Origin of the sequence: Staphylococcus lloydii (genome assembly GCF_015775975.1) — a bacterium.
In the GTDB taxonomy this organism is placed as follows: domain Bacteria; phylum Bacillota; class Bacilli; order Staphylococcales; family Staphylococcaceae; genus Staphylococcus; species Staphylococcus lloydii.
Genome location: NZ_CP064056.1, coordinates 2383251 through 2401206, shown reverse-complemented (window position 1 = coordinate 2401206; position 17956 = coordinate 2383251). Strand labels below are relative to the sequence as shown.

The window sequence follows — 17956 nt, the reverse complement described above, 5'->3', positions numbered from 1 at the left end:
TTTTTTAATAAGCCGAGTTACTTAATAAGGATAGTAGCATTTATAAATATATTCAAGAGGGTTGCTTAATAAATATATATAATATTAAAAGATTATATATTCTGACAATTATAATTGTTTGGTATGTAAAAAGATCCATAATAAGGAAAATATAGATAAGAAGTTGACTTTGAGTAAAGCAAAATTAAAACAGCCACAACAGTTAATCGTGTTGTGGCTGTTAATTAAAAACTTATAAGTTAAATAAACGTGCGAAGAATCCTTTTTTCTCTGAAGACGGTGTTTCTTTAGTTAATGGTGATGATTGTGATGTTGTTGAATATCCATTGTCATTTGTTTCATCAGAAGATGATTCAGCTGAATGGCTATTTTCGTTATTGTTGTTTGTTTGGGCAGTAGATTCAGCTGAAGGAATTTGTGTAATTTCTTCTTCGCTTGTTTTACTGCTGTCAGTTGTATCTTCTTGTACATCTGATACAGAAGTCTCTTCATCAGTTGAAGACTGTGCCTCTGCTGATTGTGAATCGACTTGTGTGATTTCTTCTTCAGTAGCTTTTGTTTCGTTCTGTTTATTATTCTCTACAGTAGTGTTGCTGTTTTGTGGTTCTGCTTGTTTAGCTTCGTCAGTTGTTGCACTACTGTCTTCAGTGGCTTGAACTTGTTCTGAACTTTGATTAGATTGTGGTTTAGAACTTTCGGTATCATTAGCGACATTTGTTTGAATTAGAGCAGCTTGCTCAGATTGCGTTTTGTGAATTTCTGCTTGTGTCGTTTTGATTTCATCAGTAGAAGATTGAATTGTTTTTAAGGCTTCAGTGTTAGTGTCGAGTTTAGCAGTAATTTGATTTTGTAACTCGCGCAATTCGTTTTGCTGATTATGCACTTGGCTAATCATTTGGCCTAGCATATGACGTTCTTCGCGAATTTGTTGAATCTCGCTACGTAATTCTTCTACGACTTGGCTAACATTTTGGTTCGTAGGTAGGTTACTACTATCGTCTTTGACTAGCACTTGTAAGAAATCTTTTTCTTGTTCTAATTCATCGAAAGCTAAATCGTAACTATTTGTTTGTTTAACTTTTTCGGCGATGTCTTGGAATAACTCGATATCTTCTTCTTTAAAATCTGTAGCTTCTCTACCTCGATATTCTGTCTTGCTGAGTTGGTATCCACGTTCTTCTAAATGCTGAACTATTTTACGAACTTGCTTTTCGCTAAGTTCCACACGTTGGGCGAATTCTTTCGTTAACATAGAAATAAATCCTTTCTAAAAATAAATTTATGTATAGGGACGTTTGTCTTCGGTCAGTGAAACGTCAGTCTAACTTCTATGTCATTTTACCCCGTTTTAATAATGATTTCAAGTGTTGGTATACTTTAAACCTGCTTACGTAGATCCATTTGTTCTAACATAGGATAAATAATATGGCGTGAGATTTTATTAGCAAATACATACTTTAATATATAATTTGATTTGATACTTGTACCATAGATGTCTTTCGTTAATTCAATATTTGATTTAATAAATAAGTCCATTGGCTGCTCTTCAAAGTTATTTTTGATTGGTTGTCTAGGTGCTATGTAATCAATATCGTGTTGTTGTTCAAATCCATACTCCATTAATAAGCGACGTCTTTTATTAAGTACAATTGTTTTTTCATCGTCTATTGATTCATCTTCATCGATTTCTTGATCTACTTCGAGCATGATGAAATTAATGTCATGAGCGTGCAATTGGTTAGATAATTTATTTAGTTCTTTTTCCATCTCTTCAAGCGTTAGTCTAATCGTGGTGTCTCTATTTCCGTTATTTTCAGCTAACAAATAAATTAAAAAAGCTGAATTTGTAGTGGCTTCGTAATGCGCTGTAGCAATACTTACGACTGAGTTGTTATCAATACCAACAAGGAAAATATAATCATGTTGAGTATATTTATTTTCTAATGACTGACGGAAAATCTTTTCTCCTTCTTTAATAGAAACGTCTAACTTACCGTCGTATAAATTTAAGGCTTCATCGAATAAAGGATCTTGCACGGTTTTAACTATTTTAAATTCCATCTTCAACCTCCGTACTGTAGATTATTTGTGCTTATTGTAGCATACAGGTTAATTCGGTGTAATTATCAATTGTGCTAGCAAGCTTTATAAATAAAAAAAGAGTATTAGCCGTTACACTAATACTCTAAAAATTATTTAGCATTAAGATTTTGGTCCTTCTGTTTCTTCAGAATAATGATTACCAACAATTTTGCTATCATTATCATTTTTGCCTTCAGTAGCATATGCAGCGTTGTAGTTTTCTACTTCGTTATGTGAAGATTCATCTTTAGATATGACTAATATATATTTTCCTTCTTGGAGTTCATTTTTATAATGTTCCACTTTGTCTTCAGGCATATTGTAATGTGCAAATACAGCTGCTTCAGTATCTTCACCAGTAAGCAATTTAGCTGCCATATCACTTATGCCACCTGTAGTTGCTGTTAAATTGATTTCAGAATCATGTAAATCATCTAAATGCAGTTTTTTCTTACTAATTACAGATAATTCGTAATCATTATAACCTTCAGCTCTTTTTTGTTTAATTGCTTCATATAATTCATCTTTACCGTCTACAACTTTAAATTCAGCCATGGTTGTACCCTCCAATTAACTTCTTTCGATTACTCATTCTTTACCCTGTTACTCTTGATGTGAAACGATTTAATTAAATTATAAAACGAATATCGATTACTTACAAATGTTATTATACTCTATAATTAACCGCTTACAACTGTAGATTAAATAGTTAATGAGCATACACTTTGTATAAAGTGTATATTGAAAGGAATATGAAAATTTGGTATTATCGTATAATAATTTAACTAGCTCATATAATCTAAAGAATATGGCTTTAGAAGTTTCTACCGTGTTGCCGCAAACGACATGACTATGAGTAACAAGACAATACATACAATAACTATATCTTAATCATGTATAACCAAATGACAGTGATTTGGTTCGTACCATCCTAATTATTGGTTTACTAGCGGGAAAGGTAATTAATATTTAGGAGCATACAGCTGATTATTTTGGTCATTGGTCGCGTTTTTGTATTGCATGTTCACTCATAGATCCTGAAACTTCATTAGTTTGGGGTCTTTTTTGTACACATTACGAGGAGGTTTTTTCGAGTGGATTTGTTGAAACAAAGAGTTAAAGAGGATGGCGTGGTCATTGATGAAAAGATTTTAAAAGTAGATGGCTTTTTAAATCATCAAATTGATGCGCAACTTATGCATCAAATTGGTAATACTTTTCATGAACAGTTTAAAGATGAAGGGATTACTAAAGTGTTAACTATTGAAGCATCGGGCATAGCTCCAGCGATTATGGCAGCACTACATTTTAATGTACCTTGTCTGTTTGCTAAAAAGGCAAAGCCAAGTACATTAACAAAAGGTGTTTATCACGCAGATATACACTCTTTTACTAAAAACAAAACGAGTACTGTCATAGTGTCAGATGAATTTCTTTCCGAAGACGATCGTGTGCTAATTATTGATGACTTTTTAGCAAATGGTGATGCTTCATTAGGACTTAACGAAATTGTGCAACAAGCTCAGGCGACGACAGTTGGAATTGGAATCGTCGTCGAAAAGAGTTTCCAACAAGGTAGACAACGCTTAGAGGGGGCAGGATTAAATGTATCTTCTCTATGCAAGGTTGCCTCTCTAAAAGGGAATAATGTCACATTCGTCGATGAAACAGTAAGTGAGGAAGTATGAAGACCTTTATTTTAAGTGTTCAACATTTACTTGCTATGTATGCAGGCGCAATACTTGTTCCAATCATTGTTGGTACAAGTTTGCATTTTTCATCCGAACAAATTGCATTTTTAGTAACCGTTGATATTTTCATGTGTGGTGTCGCTACATTTTTACAAGTATGGAAAGGTACTGGGACAGGATTACCTATAGTATTAGGTTGTACCTTTACAGCGGTAGCACCGATGATATTAATTGGCCAAACCAAAGGTATTAGCGTGCTCTATGGTTCGTTATTACTATCAGGTGTTTTAGTAATCATTATTGCACCGTTTTTCTCTTATATAGTAAGGTTCTTCCCACCGGTAGTAACTGGTAGCGTAGTAACAATTATTGGTATTAATCTTATGCCTGTAGCAATGAATTATTTAGCAGGTGGGGAAGGTGCTAAAGATTACGGTGATGGTAAAAATATTCTTTTGGGGATCGTTACGTTACTCGTAATCTTGATTGTACAACGATTTACTAAAGGATTTTTAAAATCAATTGCCATTCTCATTGGTTTAGTTGTGGGCACAGTACTTGCTTCGTTTGTTGGCGTAGTTGACGTTAAACAAGTAGGTGAGGCACATTGGTTTGCATTACCACAACCGTTTAGATTTTCCGGACTTAGTTTTGATTTAGGTGCGACAATCGTCTTTTTCATTGTAGCTTTAGTTAGCTTAATTGAGTCTACAGGTGTTTATCATGCTTTAAGTGAAATTACGGGTAAGCAATTAACACGTAAAGATTTTCGTAAAGGATACACAGCTGAAGGGATAGCTATTGTATTAGGCGCAATTTTTAATTCTTTTCCATATACCGCTTATTCACAAAACGTAGGCTTAGTATCTTTATCAGGTGCCAAGAAAAATAAAGTTATTTACGGTATGGTAATATTATTAATAATTTGTGGATGTATTCCAAAACTAGGCGCAATGGCTAATATGATTCCGTTACCTGTTTTAGGTGGCGCGATGATAGCTATGTTTGGCATGGTGATGGCATATGGTGTTAGTATATTAGGTAATATCAATTTTAAAAATCAAAATAATATGTTGATAATAGCCGTTTCAGTTGGACTAGGTACGGGCATAAGCGCTGTTCCTCATGCTTTTAAGGCGCTTGGCAGTCAGTTTGCTTGGTTAGTACAAAATGGTATCGTACTCGGGGCATTATCAGCGATTATTCTGAATTTCTTCTTTAATGGCATTAAGAACGATCAAAAATCATAAGTTATGAAAATAACTATAAACAAAATGGAGGCTGCTTAATAATGTGGGAAAACAAGTTTGAAAAAGAATCTTTAACTTTTGATGATGTATTACTATTACCGGCGGAGTCAGATATTTTACCTAAAGAGGTAGATTTAAGTGTTCAACTGTCAGATAAAATTAAATTAAACATTCCTGTCATTTCTGCAGGTATGGATACTGTAACAGAATCAAAAATGGCAATTGCAATGGCAAGACAAGGCGGGCTAGGCGTTATTCATAAAAATATGAATATCGAAGATCAAGCAGATGAAGTCCAAAAAGTTAAACGTTCTGAAAATGGTGTCATTACTGATCCATTTTACTTAACTCCATCAGAAAGTGTATTCGAAGCAGAAGCGCTTATGGGTAAATATCGAATTTCAGGTGTACCAATTGTTAATAATGAAAAAGAAAAGCAATTTGTAGGAATCATTACAAACCGTGACTTACGTTTTATCGAAGACTTTTCAATTAAAATTTCTGATGTTATGACGAAAGAAGATTTAGTTACAGCACCTGTAGGTACGACACTAGAGGAAGCAGAAGATTTATTACAACAACACAAAATCGAAAAATTACCATTAGTTGAAGATGGCAAGTTAAAAGGCCTTATCACTATTAAAGATATCGAAAAAGTATTAGAATTCCCTCACTCAGCTAAAGATGAACACGGTAGATTATTAGTTGGTGCAGCAATTGGTATTGCGAAAGACACTGATATTCGTGCAGAAAAATTAGTAGAAGCAGGCGTGGATGCATTAGTTATTGATACTGCACACGGACATTCAAAAGGTGTTATTGAACAAGTACGTCATATTAAAGAAAAGTTCCCTCAAGTTACATTAATTGCTGGTAATGTTGCTACTGCAACAGCAACTAAAGCACTATATGAAGCGGGTGCTGACGTAGTGAAAGTTGGAATTGGACCTGGTTCAATTTGTACAACACGTGTTGTAGCAGGTGTGGGCGTTCCTCAAATTACAGCTGTTTATGATTGTGCCACTGAAGCACGTCAACACGGTAAAACAATTATCGCAGATGGTGGTATTAAATTCTCAGGCGATATTATTAAAGCACTAGCTGCTGGTGGCCACGCAGTTATGTTAGGTAGCCTACTTGCAGGTACTGAAGAAAGCCCAGGAGAAACTGAAATATTCCAAGGTAGACAATATAAAGTATATCGCGGTATGGGCTCATTAGGTGCAATGGAAAGTGGTTCAAATGACCGTTATTTCCAACAGGACAAAACACCTAAAAAATTCGTGCCTGAAGGTATCGAAGGACGTATTGCTTTCAAAGGTGCTTTACAAGACACTGTATATCAATTAATGGGCGGTGTAAGATCAGGTATGGGTTACACTGGTTCTAAAAACTTAGAAGCATTAAGAGAAGAAGCTCAATTTACACGTATGGGTCCTGCAGGACTAGCAGAAAGTCACCCACATGACGTTCAAATTACTAAAGAGTCACCAAATTACTCATTCTAAGTCAAAGGAGATAAACACTTATGGAAATGGCTAAAGAGCAAGAGTTAATTCTTGTTTTAGACTTCGGAAGTCAATACAATCAATTAATCACGCGTCGTATACGTGAAATGGGCGTATATAGTGAATTACACGACCACGAAATTTCTATTGAAGAAATTAAATTAATGAACCCTAAAGGTATTATCTTATCTGGAGGACCAAATTCAGTATATGAAGAAAATTCATTTACAATTGATCCTGAGATTTACAACCTAGGTATTCCAATTTTGGGCATTTGTTATGGTATGCAACTAACTACGAAATTATTAGGTGGTAAAGTTGAACGTGCCAATGAACGTGAATATGGGAAAGCAATTATCAATGCTAAAACAGACGAATTATTCTTTGGTTTACCTGAAGAACAAAATGTTTGGATGAGTCACTCTGATAAAGTTATCGAAATTCCTGATGGTTTCGAGGTTATTGCAGATAGTCCAAGTACAAATTATGCAGCTATTGAAGATAAATCACGTCGTATCTACGGCGTACAATTCCATCCAGAAGTACGACACACTGAATATGGTAATGATTTATTACGTAACTTTATCCGTCGCGTGTGTGAATGTACAGGCGAATGGACAATGGAAAACTTTATTGATATCGAAATAGAAAAAATTCGCGAGCAAGTTGGCGACCGTCGTGTCTTATGTGCAATGAGTGGCGGTGTTGATTCATCAGTCGTTGCAGTATTGCTTCATAAAGCAATTGGTGATCAATTGACATGTATCTTTGTTGACCATGGCCTGTTGCGTAAAGGTGAAGGCGACATGGTTATGGAACAATTTGGTGAAGGCTTTAATATGAATATTATTCGTGTTAATGCGCAAGAACGTTTCATGAACAAATTAGCCGGCGTTTCAGATCCAGAACAAAAACGTAAAATAATTGGTAATGAATTCGTATATGTTTTCGATGATGAAGCATCTAAGTTACAAGGTGTAGACTTCCTTGCACAAGGCACACTATATACTGACGTTATCGAATCAGGTACAAAAACAGCTCAGACGATTAAATCACACCACAACGTAGGTGGCTTACCTGAAGACATGGAATTCCAACTTATAGAACCAATCAACACGTTATTTAAAGATGAAGTACGTGAATTAGGGATTGAATTAGGTATTCCTGAACACTTAGTTTGGAGACAGCCATTCCCAGGTCCAGGACTTGGTATTCGTGTATTAGGTGAAATCACTGAAGATAAATTAGAAATCGTTAGAGAATCTGATGCTATCTTACGTCAAGTTATCCGTGAGGAAGGTCTTGAACGTGAAATATGGCAATACTTTACTGTATTACCAGGCATCCAGTCAGTCGGTGTCATGGGAGACTACCGTACGTATGACCACACAGTAGGTATCCGTGCAGTGACATCTATCGATGGTATGACAAGTGACTTTGCCCGTATCGACTGGGAAGTCTTACAAAAAATCTCAAGCCGTATCGTTAACGAAGTAGACCACGTTAACCGCGTAGTCTATGACGTAACTTCTAAGCCACCAAGCACAATTGAGTGGGAATAATAGGATAGAATGAATTACCCCCTTAAGCACAGGCTTAAGGGGGTGTTTTTGTGTGTTGAAAATATGCTAACTTTGTGAATAGAGTTTCTTAATCTATATTTTTATAAGATGAATTTTGTAATGATTATGCTTTTTATTAACACCATAGATTAACTGTTGTCTAGAACATTACCCATTGAAATTTTTCTTCATAATACGTTTCTCTTAGTTGATATTTTTACGTGAAATATATTATGCTTTAATTTGAAATTATTTATTTCTTCATCTGTTAGTCTATTAAAAACTCAAATTGAATATGTCTTTTGTATTAGTGTATGATTGAATATTTATATGAGTAGAAATATCATATAATATCGAATGGATTATTTAACAATCAAAGCATGTAAGTATTTGATGAATAGAATCCGCTAAAGACAGTTACACCCTTAAAATATAAGGTGACAAAAATAAACGTGTAACTTTGACTAATAAAAATGTTTGAAGGTTGTGATTATCATAAATAAGAAAGAAAAAATTGTGCAAGCTGCTATTGATATATTTTGTGAAAAAGGTATAGATAAAGCCAATGTATCTGACATTGTAAAAGAAGCTAATATTGCTCAGGGCACTTTTTATTTATATTTTTCGTCTAAATTAGCAGTTATGCCGTCTATTGCAGAAGTAATGGTTAATAAAATAATAAATGAATTAAAAAGCGAAGTTGATAGTTCTTCAATTGATCAACAAATCAAACAAATTATTAATGTTATTTTTAATGTAACGAATGAATATAAAGAACTTACAATGTTAGTATACTCTGGACTAACTCAAACACAGTTTATAGGGGACTGGGAAAGTATATATAAGCCTTTGTATGATTGGATAGAAAGCTTATTAATGAGTGCTAAAAAGGGTGGATTAATTAATTCAACAATTAATATTAAATATACTGCTAAAATTATTGTAGGTGCCATTGAATCATCAGCAGAACAAATCCACATTTATGATAGAGAAGAAATAGACAATGTTAAAGAATATAAAAAAGAATTAGAAAAATTTTTACTTAACGGTTTGAAAATATAAATTTTTATAGTAAAATGACTGACAGTCAGTCATTTTTGATTTTTTAGGAGAGATTGTATGAATAAAGCTTGGTATTACGTTAAACTAACGGCTTTATTTGAAGTATTATGGATTTTTGGATTTAATGTTGCTAGCAGTTGGTGGCATTGGCCAATTATAATACTGATTATTATTTTAGATTTTACTTTTCTTTCAAAAGCATGCGAAAAGTTACCAACTGGAACTGTTTATGCTGTTTTTGCTGCTTTTGGCACATTGGGAACTGCATTCATGGATATTTTTATATTTGGTGGAAGTATTAATTTTATAAAAGTATTTTTTATGATTGTCATAGTTATTGGCGTAATAATATTAAATTTTGCAGATAATAAAACAGAGAAATCTCCAAAAGAAGGAAGTAATTGAAATGGGTTGGCTATACGTTTTTATTGCAGCAATATTTGAAATAATTGGCGTTGTTGGCTTAAAAAAGTTTACTTATAAAAAAAGTGTTACTAATTTAATGTTCTTTAGTGGAGGATTTTCCGGAGCTTTTATTTTTCTTTATATTTCCTTCAATTATCTTCAGATTAGTATAGCTTATGCTGTTTGGATTGGTTTAGGAACTGCTTCTGCTGTTTTGATTAATATGTTGTTCTTTAATGAATCTAAAAATATTGTGCGAATAATAGGCCTTTTCATAATAGTTATAGGAGTAATAGGCCTTAAAATTGTTTCGTAATTACTTGAAAATTAAATTTATAAAAAAGGGGGGAGTAGTGTGATGGATGCTAAGAAAATAAAAAGAAAAAAGATTGATGAAAGAACATTTTGGTCTGGCATGATAGTAGTGTGGTTAAGTATATTGATGTTTACGCCTTTATTCATTTTTATTTTTATACGTCAATCCCAAGGTTTAAGCCCAGCTGAATTCGCAATGCCTGATATGAATATGGCACAAATGGGTGTGTATTGGTCATATCCGATTCTACAAGCATCAGGAATAATAGCGTTGTTTTGGTCATATTTAAGTGTATTATTGGGGCTTATGACGTCCAGCAAAGGAATAAAGTGGCTACCGATTAAAAAAGCAAAGATAAATAGTTTACATCGACAAATATCGCTACTAGTAATCGGAATGATCCTTGTTCATGCAGTGGCTACATCTTTTAATAATATGGGAGATAGTTTTATAACATCTTTTATTCCATGGCAGGCACCATGGGAAGGTGGTAATTTTAGTTATAATTTAGGTATCTTCGGCTTCTACCTTGCAATATTACTAGGTCCTACTTTCTATTTAAGAAGCAAATTAAGTACAAAAGCTTGGTTGTTTGCACATAGGTTTACTTTACTTATTTATATACTATCTTTATGGCACACTTTAGTTTTGGGTACTAATATTTCTTATTATTCTTGGGTTGAGCCATTCATATGGATTCTTCAAATTCCACTATTATTACTTTTGATTAGACGACTTTTGAAGTCTTCAATTAGTAAAAAAAAGTATACCAAAAATGGATATTTTTGGAATCGAATAATCCGTTATGGAATGGTTGGCCTATGTGGAGGAGCTATAATCATAGTTTTTATTATTATATTAACAGGGAATACTGGGTTTCTTTCAATGACTTAAAAATAAATCAATAATTAAATACAGGAGGTATTATTATGAAAAAATTAATGTACAGTTCAGTGCTATATACTATATTAGGGTTGTTAAGTGGACTATTTTATAGAGAGATGACTAAAGCTGAAAATTTTAGTGATTTCTCCCAATTAAACATTGTTCACACACATTTACTAGTATTAGGAACGATTATGTTTTTAATATTCATGGTTATTGAAGCACAATTTAAATTGACAAAAAACAAGAAATTATTTAATAGCTTCTTTTATATATATCACTTAGGTTTACTTGTAACTGTAGCAATGCAATTTGTAAATGGCATCTCTACAATTAAACAATTAAGTGTAAGTCCAGCTATTGCTGGTATTGCAGGTTTAGGTCACATATTATTATCTATAGCATTTGTCTTTTTCTTTATTTTATTAGGGAAAAATATTGATAAGAAATAAGATTGATTTGCAAAATAAGAAAAGCATAGTTTGTAGAATTGAAATAAGGGAGATCCATTAAAAAGCAAAATCAACTTAATATGTTATAAGCACTATTATATAGTTAGTATAAACATAAAACATTATCTATAAAATCAAATTTAAGACTGATTGGGACATAAAGAAATAAAATAATGCCCCCTTAAGCACAGGCTTAAGGGGGTGTTTTTGTGTGTTGAAATGTAAAAAAGGGGCAGATTAAGAAAATGTTATAAAATTTAAGCAAATTTATTTATAGCTTTTACCAAATAATTCGTATGTTAACCAACTAATTAACATCAAAATGATTGCAATTGTAACGGGCAAAGCTCCTTGAAGGAATGGTAGTACTTCATGATTAGTAGCAAGTGTAATAGCTTTTAGTACAAAAGTAGTTATTAATAAAATTAATCCTAATAGCCCTATCAGTTCACCTACATTAAATAAAATAGGATGTTTGAGTTTTTTACTATCTTTGATAATTTTATCTGTCAAAAAATCATCTCCTTTGAGTAATTCATCAATAGTTATATCGAAAATTTTACTTAACTCGATAAGTGTTTCAATATTTGGATAACCTTTTTCACGTTCCCATTTTGAAATCGATTGTCTACTTATATTTAACTTTTGTGCTAAATCGTCTTGAGATAAGTTAAGTCTTTTTCTTTCTTCTTTTAATTTGCTATGAAATTTCATTTTCCTTCCCCCTTATTGATGAATTTAAATGATGATGACAGATTATGTAAGAGCGTTCTAGTAGCAATGTGTAACTATATAGTTGCATTATTGATGTGATACGTTTTACAAGAATATTTTTATTGTATTTTCTCTAATTTATTCATCATATCTTTACCCATTTGCTCAGTTACATAACTATAAATTTGTAAGGGAGTCTTATATGGTCAGTGTGACCTACGTCTTTCATTATCGGTTTCAGAGATAAGCCAAGATGTGATTATTAAATACACTAAAGATATTATTTAATAACTTTTACTATCTAAATATTTATTGTCAATTACATCTTTTGTGATGTGCTCTAATCGAGATTTATCCATGTTGCCATGTTTTTTATGATTTCTGCCATGTTTATTGGATAATTTGTCAGTGTAATCATCTAACATATAAAGTTTAAAATTATGTCTGGTATCTAAATCAGAAGGGTCTTTAATTTCATAATGGTTAACGATAGAGCGCCATTTTACATTTTTGATTTTGTTTTTATTTTCTTTTTTATCAATGTCAAATTCAATACTTCCGCCTAAATCATTACTAGTGGTACCGGTTTCTTGTCCATTTAAAAAATTACCAAGTGAATAAGCGACTAATGTTTTATGACCATTTGTCCCTTTTTTCCATTCGACTGGTTGTATTACGTGGGGATGCATTCCTATGACAACGTCGACATTTTTCTTTGCTAAAAAGTCAGCAATGTCTTTTTGTTTTGAGTTTGGTTGGTGACTGCCTTCATTACCCCAATGCATAGAAACCATGACAACGTCACTTTTCTTTTTAGCTTTTGCGATATCTTTGCTCATATTTTGTTTGTTTATATAATTTATTTGATAAGGGTGATCTGGCTTCAAACCATTTGTACCAAATGTATAACTAAGCATAGATATTTTGGTGCCTTTTTTATTTAATATTGGCGTCTTATCTCTTTCTTTCTTTGAATCGAACACTCCAGTAAATAATGCGTTTGTTTGATATTTTTTCCATACATCAATATTATTTCTTAAACCTTCCGTTCCTTGGTCAAGAGCATGATTATTTGACCCGTTAATTAAGTTGAATCCTGTATCAATCACGTCTTTTGATATTGAACTAGGCGTGTTAAATCGCTTAAAACCAGAATAAGGTATATCATCACCACCTAAAGGTGATTCTTGATTTATATATGCGACATCACTATTATGTATATAAGGTTTAATATGGCTATACATTGGTTTGAAATCAAAAGTATTTTTACCTACCTTTGCATCATTATAAACTACCGGGTGTATAAGGTTGTCACCAACCGCAACAACCTTTAAATTTTTACTATCTTTTGGTAAAGAAAAACCAACGACTATTACTGCTAAAATAATTAGGGTTGAAATAACGACTAAAAGTTTTTTCATGACTGACTCCTTAGCTATAAAACAATGTTCTTTTTTTCTTAAATCTGTAAATCAAATAAATATTGCTGGCGCAAATATAGATACACATAAAAGAGGGATATATAAAATTATATAGTTGCAATCTTATTTGTACTTGCCAAACTACATAATATCCCTCTAATTTAAGTTATATTACTTCCTATTATAGTCATCTATAGTAACGCCATTTTTTTCAACTTGTTTCTTGTTTGATCTGATTAACAATGAGCTGTTTATTACAAATAAAATTGCTAAAATTACTAATGCTACAGTTCCACCTATATGAGTGAAATTCAATATGAATAATATAATCATAAGTATAATGTTGATTGTATGATGTATCATCAGTGCTTTACTCATTTTATCCCCCTTTAAAATAATCCTATTTCTTTTCCTTACTTTTGAACAATTTACGTTTGCTAACTTTTAATGGTAGTTTAGAAATTATTTTTCTTTAAATAATTTACCTAAATAAGTTCCAAATAATAATGAACTAATCGCTACTAAAACAGAGACGAGTATATTTGCAAATTGTTCGTCAAAGTTACTAAAAATAAAGTAATATATCAAAAATGAGAGTACTAACCATAATATAATTGAAATAACTATTTTCATATTAATCCTTTCAAATCAAAATTTGATGAGCTAGGTTTAGCTAAAATAATTGGTTTGTTTAGATTAATTTGGTCTCTTTTTGAATTTCACCAAGTAGATTTTTAGTTTTAAACTTCTTTTTGAACATATCATAACCAGTTAAAAAATCAAGACCATATAAACATTATAGTTTATTTAAATATATAAATTGAGTGCTACTAATTTTAATTTGTGATAATAAATTAAATAGGCCAATCGCATATACATTGCCTTGCCGGGTATAAAAATCATATAAAGATTAAAGGTAGGGGTAATAATTATGGGAAATGTAAGAGGTATTAATCATGTAGGTCTAACAGTACCTAGTATCGATGCAGCAACGCAATTTTTTAAAAAAGCATTTGGTGCTAAGGTAGCATATGATGGATTGAGTTATGGTGATGAACCTAGGGAAGGTGCAGAAGTTGAAAGACAGTTAGGCCTCTCGCAAGGTGCCAAGATTGTTAAACAACGAATGATTGTGATTGGCCACGGTGCCAATATAGAAATGTTTGAAATTGAAAGTAGTAATCAAGCTGATCCATTAGAATTAGAAGATTTAGGTTATAACCATATTTCGTTATTTGTAGAGGATATGGATCAAGCGATTCAAGATGCTGAAAGTGCAGGAGCAAAGCCGTTATCAGAAAAACATGATAACTCTAGATATGAAGATAGTAAGGGCAGTAGTAGTGTTTATGTGGAATCGCCGTGGCGTAGTTTGATTGAACTACAGGCAATACCAAATGGCTATTATTATCCTGAAGATAGTGAAAGTACAGTCTTTATTCCAGATGAAACAAATTAATTAAAAAAACCCCTCGAGCAGAAGCTTGAGGGGCTATTTTTTTAATGAACACCACGCATTAATAAACTAAAAAAGTAATTGTATAAGTTATAAAGGGATAATACTGTTGGACTAAAAAAGAGGGTGAGAAAAGGGATATGGTGTAGAGGGTATTATATTTTGTGGCATTATAAAGAGGAAATGCAAGTATTATCAAAAGGGCATATTACTTATTAGCTATTTGTGAAACTAAAAATCTATAGAAATAATTTCTTAGAAATCACAACATAATACGTTGTGTTCAAGCTTCACCCCATTTCATGATTTTTTGATAATGCAAACAATTTACGGATTATCTAGTGTAATGTAAATTGTATCTTTTCTCTCTATTGGTTTAATTTTACTACATAATAGAAAATAAAAACTTTCTGAAATTTACTAAATAGGAATTATTTTTTAATTTTTTCAATATTAAAGTCGGTTTTTATATTAAAAACTTTAACGTAAGCAAAGTTATAACGGGATTGATTTTAAGAGTGATCGTTATTTAATTGAAAATATGTTATGTTTTACACAATGATATTATCAGGGAGGAAATGATTGTGAGGAAATTTAGTATACTAGTAACGCTAACTTTATCAGCGATTATGTTGGCTAGTTGTGGTAATGATAATTCTCAAAGCAAAGATAAGCATCAAAATGAAGAGAAGGATAATACTCAAAGTAAGCAACATGATAGTAACAAGCATAAATCTAGTCAGGATAATAAAGAAAGTAGCAACACTCATGATGCTCAAAACGACAATAAAGAAAATAGCAATACTCATGATGCTCAAAACGATAATAAAGCAGCTCAAAGTAAAAAAAGCCATTTAACTCAATCCAATTCGGAAGAAATTGAGTATGCACGTGTTTGGAATCAATTAGGGCCATTGAAAAACAACATGGAAGGTATGAACGAACTTAATGTAACTAAGATTGCTAAAGGAAGTAAAGTTAATCCAAACGTGAAAAATAGTGCGGTTTATCCAGAAGATGTTGTGAAATTAGCTGCACCAATGAAAGCCGGAGGTTCTGTTACGTATAGTAGTAATGGAGATGGCACAATTAATGTGTATAAAAATATTCCATACAATTGGGTTGATTCTTCTCAAAATGATAGTAGTAAAACAGAACAAGCAACTAAAGAAGCAATTTCTAAAAATATTCAAACAGTTAAAATTAAGCCAACTGATAATGAACAAGTAGCCCAGTTAGCTAGTAAAATAAAATACCAACAACAGTAACGTAAAAAGTTATTATTTATAAAAAGCATGATACATAACGACAATCCTAGTCTTATGTATCATGCCTATTTATAGCAGTTTTATTAAGTTGTACCATTCAACACCACCATGAGTTGAATCTGAGACACCATAATTTGTATAACCGTATCCTTCATAAAATGATGTTAATGAAGCTCTACAAGTTAAAGTTACTCCATTTCTATTGTGCTTTTTAGCTAGGTTTTCAAAGCGTTGTAACAATTGACCTGCTAAACCCTGACCTCTATATTCTTTTGCGACAACTACACCTAATATAGATAAATAACCACCTTCAGATGGATTAGGTTGTATAGTTTCGAATAAGTCATCCGTAATATACATTGTGCTAACGACAGGGCCATTAATATAACCGGCTATTTTATCCTTATCTAATGCAACGATAAAAGTGTCATTAATATTATGTATTCTATCAATGAGCGCATTCTTGGTAGCGGCTTCGGCTGATGTAAAGCCAGCGTTTTCAATATCTAAAATTTGGTTTAAGTCGGTTATTTTAGCATTTCTGAATTCAAACATGTTATTACTCCTTTCAATTTTAATTCTCTAAAGAAAAATCATATTATTAATATACGCTTATATGTTTCATTATGACAATAAATAACGACACACTTATTTTATTAAAAACAGAGATGACATTGCGTATAACAATAATTAATGAAAAGCGGTTCCCAACCTAAATTGAACTCATTAGACGCATATGATTAAATTAATGAATTAGAGCACTATAAATAATATTGAAAAAATTGAAGGTGAGACAATGAAATCAAGTGCACAGATTACAGCTCAAGGTGCTTATGTACCACAAAAGATTATGACTAACCAAGATTTTGAAAAAATTATAGAGACTTCAGACGAATGGATACAACAGCGAACTGGAATAATTGAACGTAGAATTACTGCACAAGACGAGTATACGAGTGATATAAGTTATAAAGCCGTGTTGGATTTACAACAAAAATATAATGTCGAATTAAGTGATGTTGATATGATTATTAACGCGACTTTGACGCCAGATTATAAAACGCCTAGCGTGGCCTCATATGTACAGGCAAGATTAGGAATTAAAAATGCAGGTGCTTTAGATATTAATGCAGCATGTGCCGGTTTCGCATACGGTCTTAATTTAGCAAATGGATTAATAACTTCAGGTCAAAATAAAAAAATATTAGTAATTGGTGCTGAGACATTATCAAAAATTACTGATTATGAAGATAGAAGCACATGTATTTTGTTTGGTGATGGTGCAGGTGCCTTTTTAGTAGAATATAGCGAAACCGAAGCGAGTTTTATTGCGAGTACATCAGGATCTGATGGCGACAAAGGCCATAATTTATATTGCAGTGAATTATCTCAAGAAATGTTTGGCGAACAATTAGAAAATGAAGGCAATATTGTTCAAAATGGTCGCGGAGTATATAAATGGGCGGTTGGCAATGTCCCAAATATCATCGACGAAACAATCAATAAGAGTGATTATAACAAAGAAGATATAGATTGGTTTGTGCCACATAGTGCCAATGCTAGAATGATTGAGTCAATTTGTGATAAAGCTAATATTACTAAAGAAAAAGCACTCATGAGTCTGGCTTATTATGGCAATACATCATCAGCTACAATACCGCTTGCTATTGATTTAGCTGTTCAAGAAAATAAAATTAATAATGGCGACATATTAATGCTTGTCGGTTTCGGTGGAGGACTTGCTTATGCTTCGACATTAATTAAATGGACCTTATAAATTAAAAACTAAAGACATGCGGTTTCTAATTTCTTTGCTTGAAAAATTCAAAAGCATTACTGTAGTAGCACTATATGGCGTTTTTCATACTAGTTACAGTGAAGGCG

Annotated in this window: 20 protein-coding genes, 1 pseudogene and 1 riboswitch; of the genes and pseudogenes, 12 read left to right on the top strand and 9 right to left on the bottom strand. The window is 32.3% G+C overall.

The window, feature by feature from the left end:
- Positions 1-232 precede the first annotated feature (232 nt).
- The 3 genes from ISP08_RS11835 to ISP08_RS11825 form a co-directional block, all read right to left on the bottom strand.
- A complete protein-coding gene (locus ISP08_RS11835; RefSeq protein WP_195718749.1) occupies positions 233-1252 on the bottom strand; it encodes a hypothetical protein in 1020 nt (339 codons plus the stop codon).
- Positions 1253-1377: 125 nt separating this feature from the next.
- Positions 1378-2061 carry a hypothetical protein gene (locus tag ISP08_RS11830; RefSeq protein ID WP_195718748.1) on the bottom strand — a complete coding sequence of 228 codons (684 nt, stop codon included), beginning with the start codon at positions 2059-2061 and terminating at the stop codon, positions 1378-1380.
- 141 nt (positions 2062-2202) lie between these two features.
- Complete coding sequence (locus tag ISP08_RS11825) at positions 2203-2637, bottom strand: general stress protein (RefSeq protein WP_195718747.1); 435 nt, start codon at positions 2635-2637, stop codon at positions 2203-2205.
- 215 nt (positions 2638-2852) lie between these two features.
- Positions 2853-2955: riboswitch (purine riboswitch) on the top strand.
- A 221-nt stretch (positions 2956-3176) separates the two neighbouring features.
- Between ISP08_RS11825 and xpt the strand changes: the two genes are divergently transcribed.
- The 9 genes from xpt to ISP08_RS11780 all read left to right on the top strand — a co-directional run bounded on the left by xpt (position 3177) and on the right by ISP08_RS11780 (position 11213).
- A complete protein-coding gene (gene xpt, locus ISP08_RS11820) occupies positions 3177-3770 on the top strand; it encodes a xanthine phosphoribosyltransferase (protein WP_048794493.1) in 594 nt (197 codons plus the stop codon).
- Positions 3767-5023: a xanthine permease PbuX gene (gene pbuX, locus ISP08_RS11815; protein ID WP_195718746.1), complete on the top strand. Its 1257-nt coding sequence runs from the start codon at positions 3767-3769 to the stop codon at positions 5021-5023. The genes xpt and pbuX overlap by 4 nt, the downstream gene beginning before the upstream one ends.
- A gap of 41 nt (positions 5024-5064) precedes the next feature.
- On the top strand, positions 5065-6531 hold the full coding sequence (gene guaB, locus ISP08_RS11810; protein WP_048794491.1) for an IMP dehydrogenase: 1467 nt from the start codon (positions 5065-5067) through the stop codon (positions 6529-6531).
- A 20-nt stretch (positions 6532-6551) separates the two neighbouring features.
- The gene (guaA, locus tag ISP08_RS11805; protein WP_195718745.1) at positions 6552-8093 is read left to right on the top strand and encodes a glutamine-hydrolyzing GMP synthase; all 1542 of its coding nucleotides are present in this window, start codon (positions 6552-6554) and stop codon (positions 8091-8093) included.
- Between the two features lie 486 nt (positions 8094-8579).
- On the top strand, positions 8580-9155 hold the full coding sequence (locus ISP08_RS11800) for a TetR/AcrR family transcriptional regulator (RefSeq protein ID WP_244138700.1): 576 nt from the start codon (positions 8580-8582) through the stop codon (positions 9153-9155).
- Between the two features lie 57 nt (positions 9156-9212).
- Positions 9213-9560, top strand: a complete 348-nt coding sequence (locus tag ISP08_RS11795) for a DMT family transporter (protein ID WP_195718744.1) — start codon at positions 9213-9215, stop codon at positions 9558-9560.
- Between the two features lies 1 nt (position 9561).
- Complete coding sequence (locus tag ISP08_RS11790) at positions 9562-9876, top strand: DMT family transporter (protein WP_195718743.1); 315 nt, start codon at positions 9562-9564, stop codon at positions 9874-9876.
- Between the two features lie 39 nt (positions 9877-9915).
- On the top strand, positions 9916-10770 hold the full coding sequence (locus tag ISP08_RS11785) for a ferric reductase-like transmembrane domain-containing protein (RefSeq protein ID WP_195718742.1): 855 nt from the start codon (positions 9916-9918) through the stop codon (positions 10768-10770).
- A 35-nt stretch (positions 10771-10805) separates the two neighbouring features.
- Positions 10806-11213, top strand: coding sequence for a DUF2871 domain-containing protein (locus ISP08_RS11780; protein WP_195718741.1), 408 nt, complete (start codon positions 10806-10808; stop codon positions 11211-11213).
- A gap of 267 nt (positions 11214-11480) precedes the next feature.
- Here ISP08_RS11780 and ISP08_RS11775 read toward each other — a convergent pair whose 3' ends face one another.
- The 5 genes and pseudogenes from ISP08_RS11775 to ISP08_RS11760 all read right to left on the bottom strand — a co-directional run bounded on the left by ISP08_RS11775 (position 11481) and on the right by ISP08_RS11760 (position 13981).
- Positions 11481-11927, bottom strand: a complete 447-nt coding sequence (locus tag ISP08_RS11775; protein WP_195718740.1) for a helix-turn-helix domain-containing protein — start codon at positions 11925-11927, stop codon at positions 11481-11483.
- Between the two features lie 119 nt (positions 11928-12046).
- Positions 12047-12186 (bottom strand): annotated as a pseudogene (locus ISP08_RS12905) (tyrosine-type recombinase/integrase); the annotation flags it as partial.
- Positions 12187-12211: 25 nt separating this feature from the next.
- Positions 12212-13348: a CapA family protein gene (locus tag ISP08_RS11770; protein WP_195718739.1), complete on the bottom strand. Its 1137-nt coding sequence runs from the start codon at positions 13346-13348 to the stop codon at positions 12212-12214.
- A gap of 171 nt (positions 13349-13519) precedes the next feature.
- Positions 13520-13726 carry a hypothetical protein gene (locus ISP08_RS11765; protein ID WP_195718738.1) on the bottom strand — a complete coding sequence of 69 codons (207 nt, stop codon included), beginning with the start codon at positions 13724-13726 and terminating at the stop codon, positions 13520-13522.
- 84 nt (positions 13727-13810) lie between these two features.
- Entirely contained in the window at positions 13811-13981 is a 171-nt protein-coding gene (locus ISP08_RS11760) for a hypothetical protein (RefSeq protein WP_195718737.1), read from the bottom strand.
- Between the two features lie 298 nt (positions 13982-14279).
- On the opposite strand from ISP08_RS11760, the gene ISP08_RS11755 reads away from it, so the two are divergent.
- Positions 14280-14807: a VOC family protein gene (locus ISP08_RS11755; protein WP_195718736.1), complete on the top strand. Its 528-nt coding sequence runs from the start codon at positions 14280-14282 to the stop codon at positions 14805-14807.
- 581 nt (positions 14808-15388) lie between these two features.
- Positions 15389-16072 (top strand): hypothetical protein, encoded by a 684-nt coding sequence (locus tag ISP08_RS11750; protein ID WP_244138699.1) that lies wholly within the window; start codon positions 15389-15391, stop codon positions 16070-16072.
- Between the two features lie 69 nt (positions 16073-16141).
- Here the strand turns inward: ISP08_RS11750 and ISP08_RS11745 are convergent, their stop codons facing one another.
- Positions 16142-16627, bottom strand: coding sequence for a GNAT family N-acetyltransferase (locus ISP08_RS11745; RefSeq protein WP_195718734.1), 486 nt, complete (start codon positions 16625-16627; stop codon positions 16142-16144).
- A gap of 241 nt (positions 16628-16868) precedes the next feature.
- Here ISP08_RS11745 and ISP08_RS11740 point away from each other — a divergent pair, with 241 nt between their 5' ends.
- Positions 16869-17849: a ketoacyl-ACP synthase III gene (locus ISP08_RS11740; protein WP_195718733.1), complete on the top strand. Its 981-nt coding sequence runs from the start codon at positions 16869-16871 to the stop codon at positions 17847-17849.
- Positions 17850-17956 lie beyond the last annotated feature (107 nt).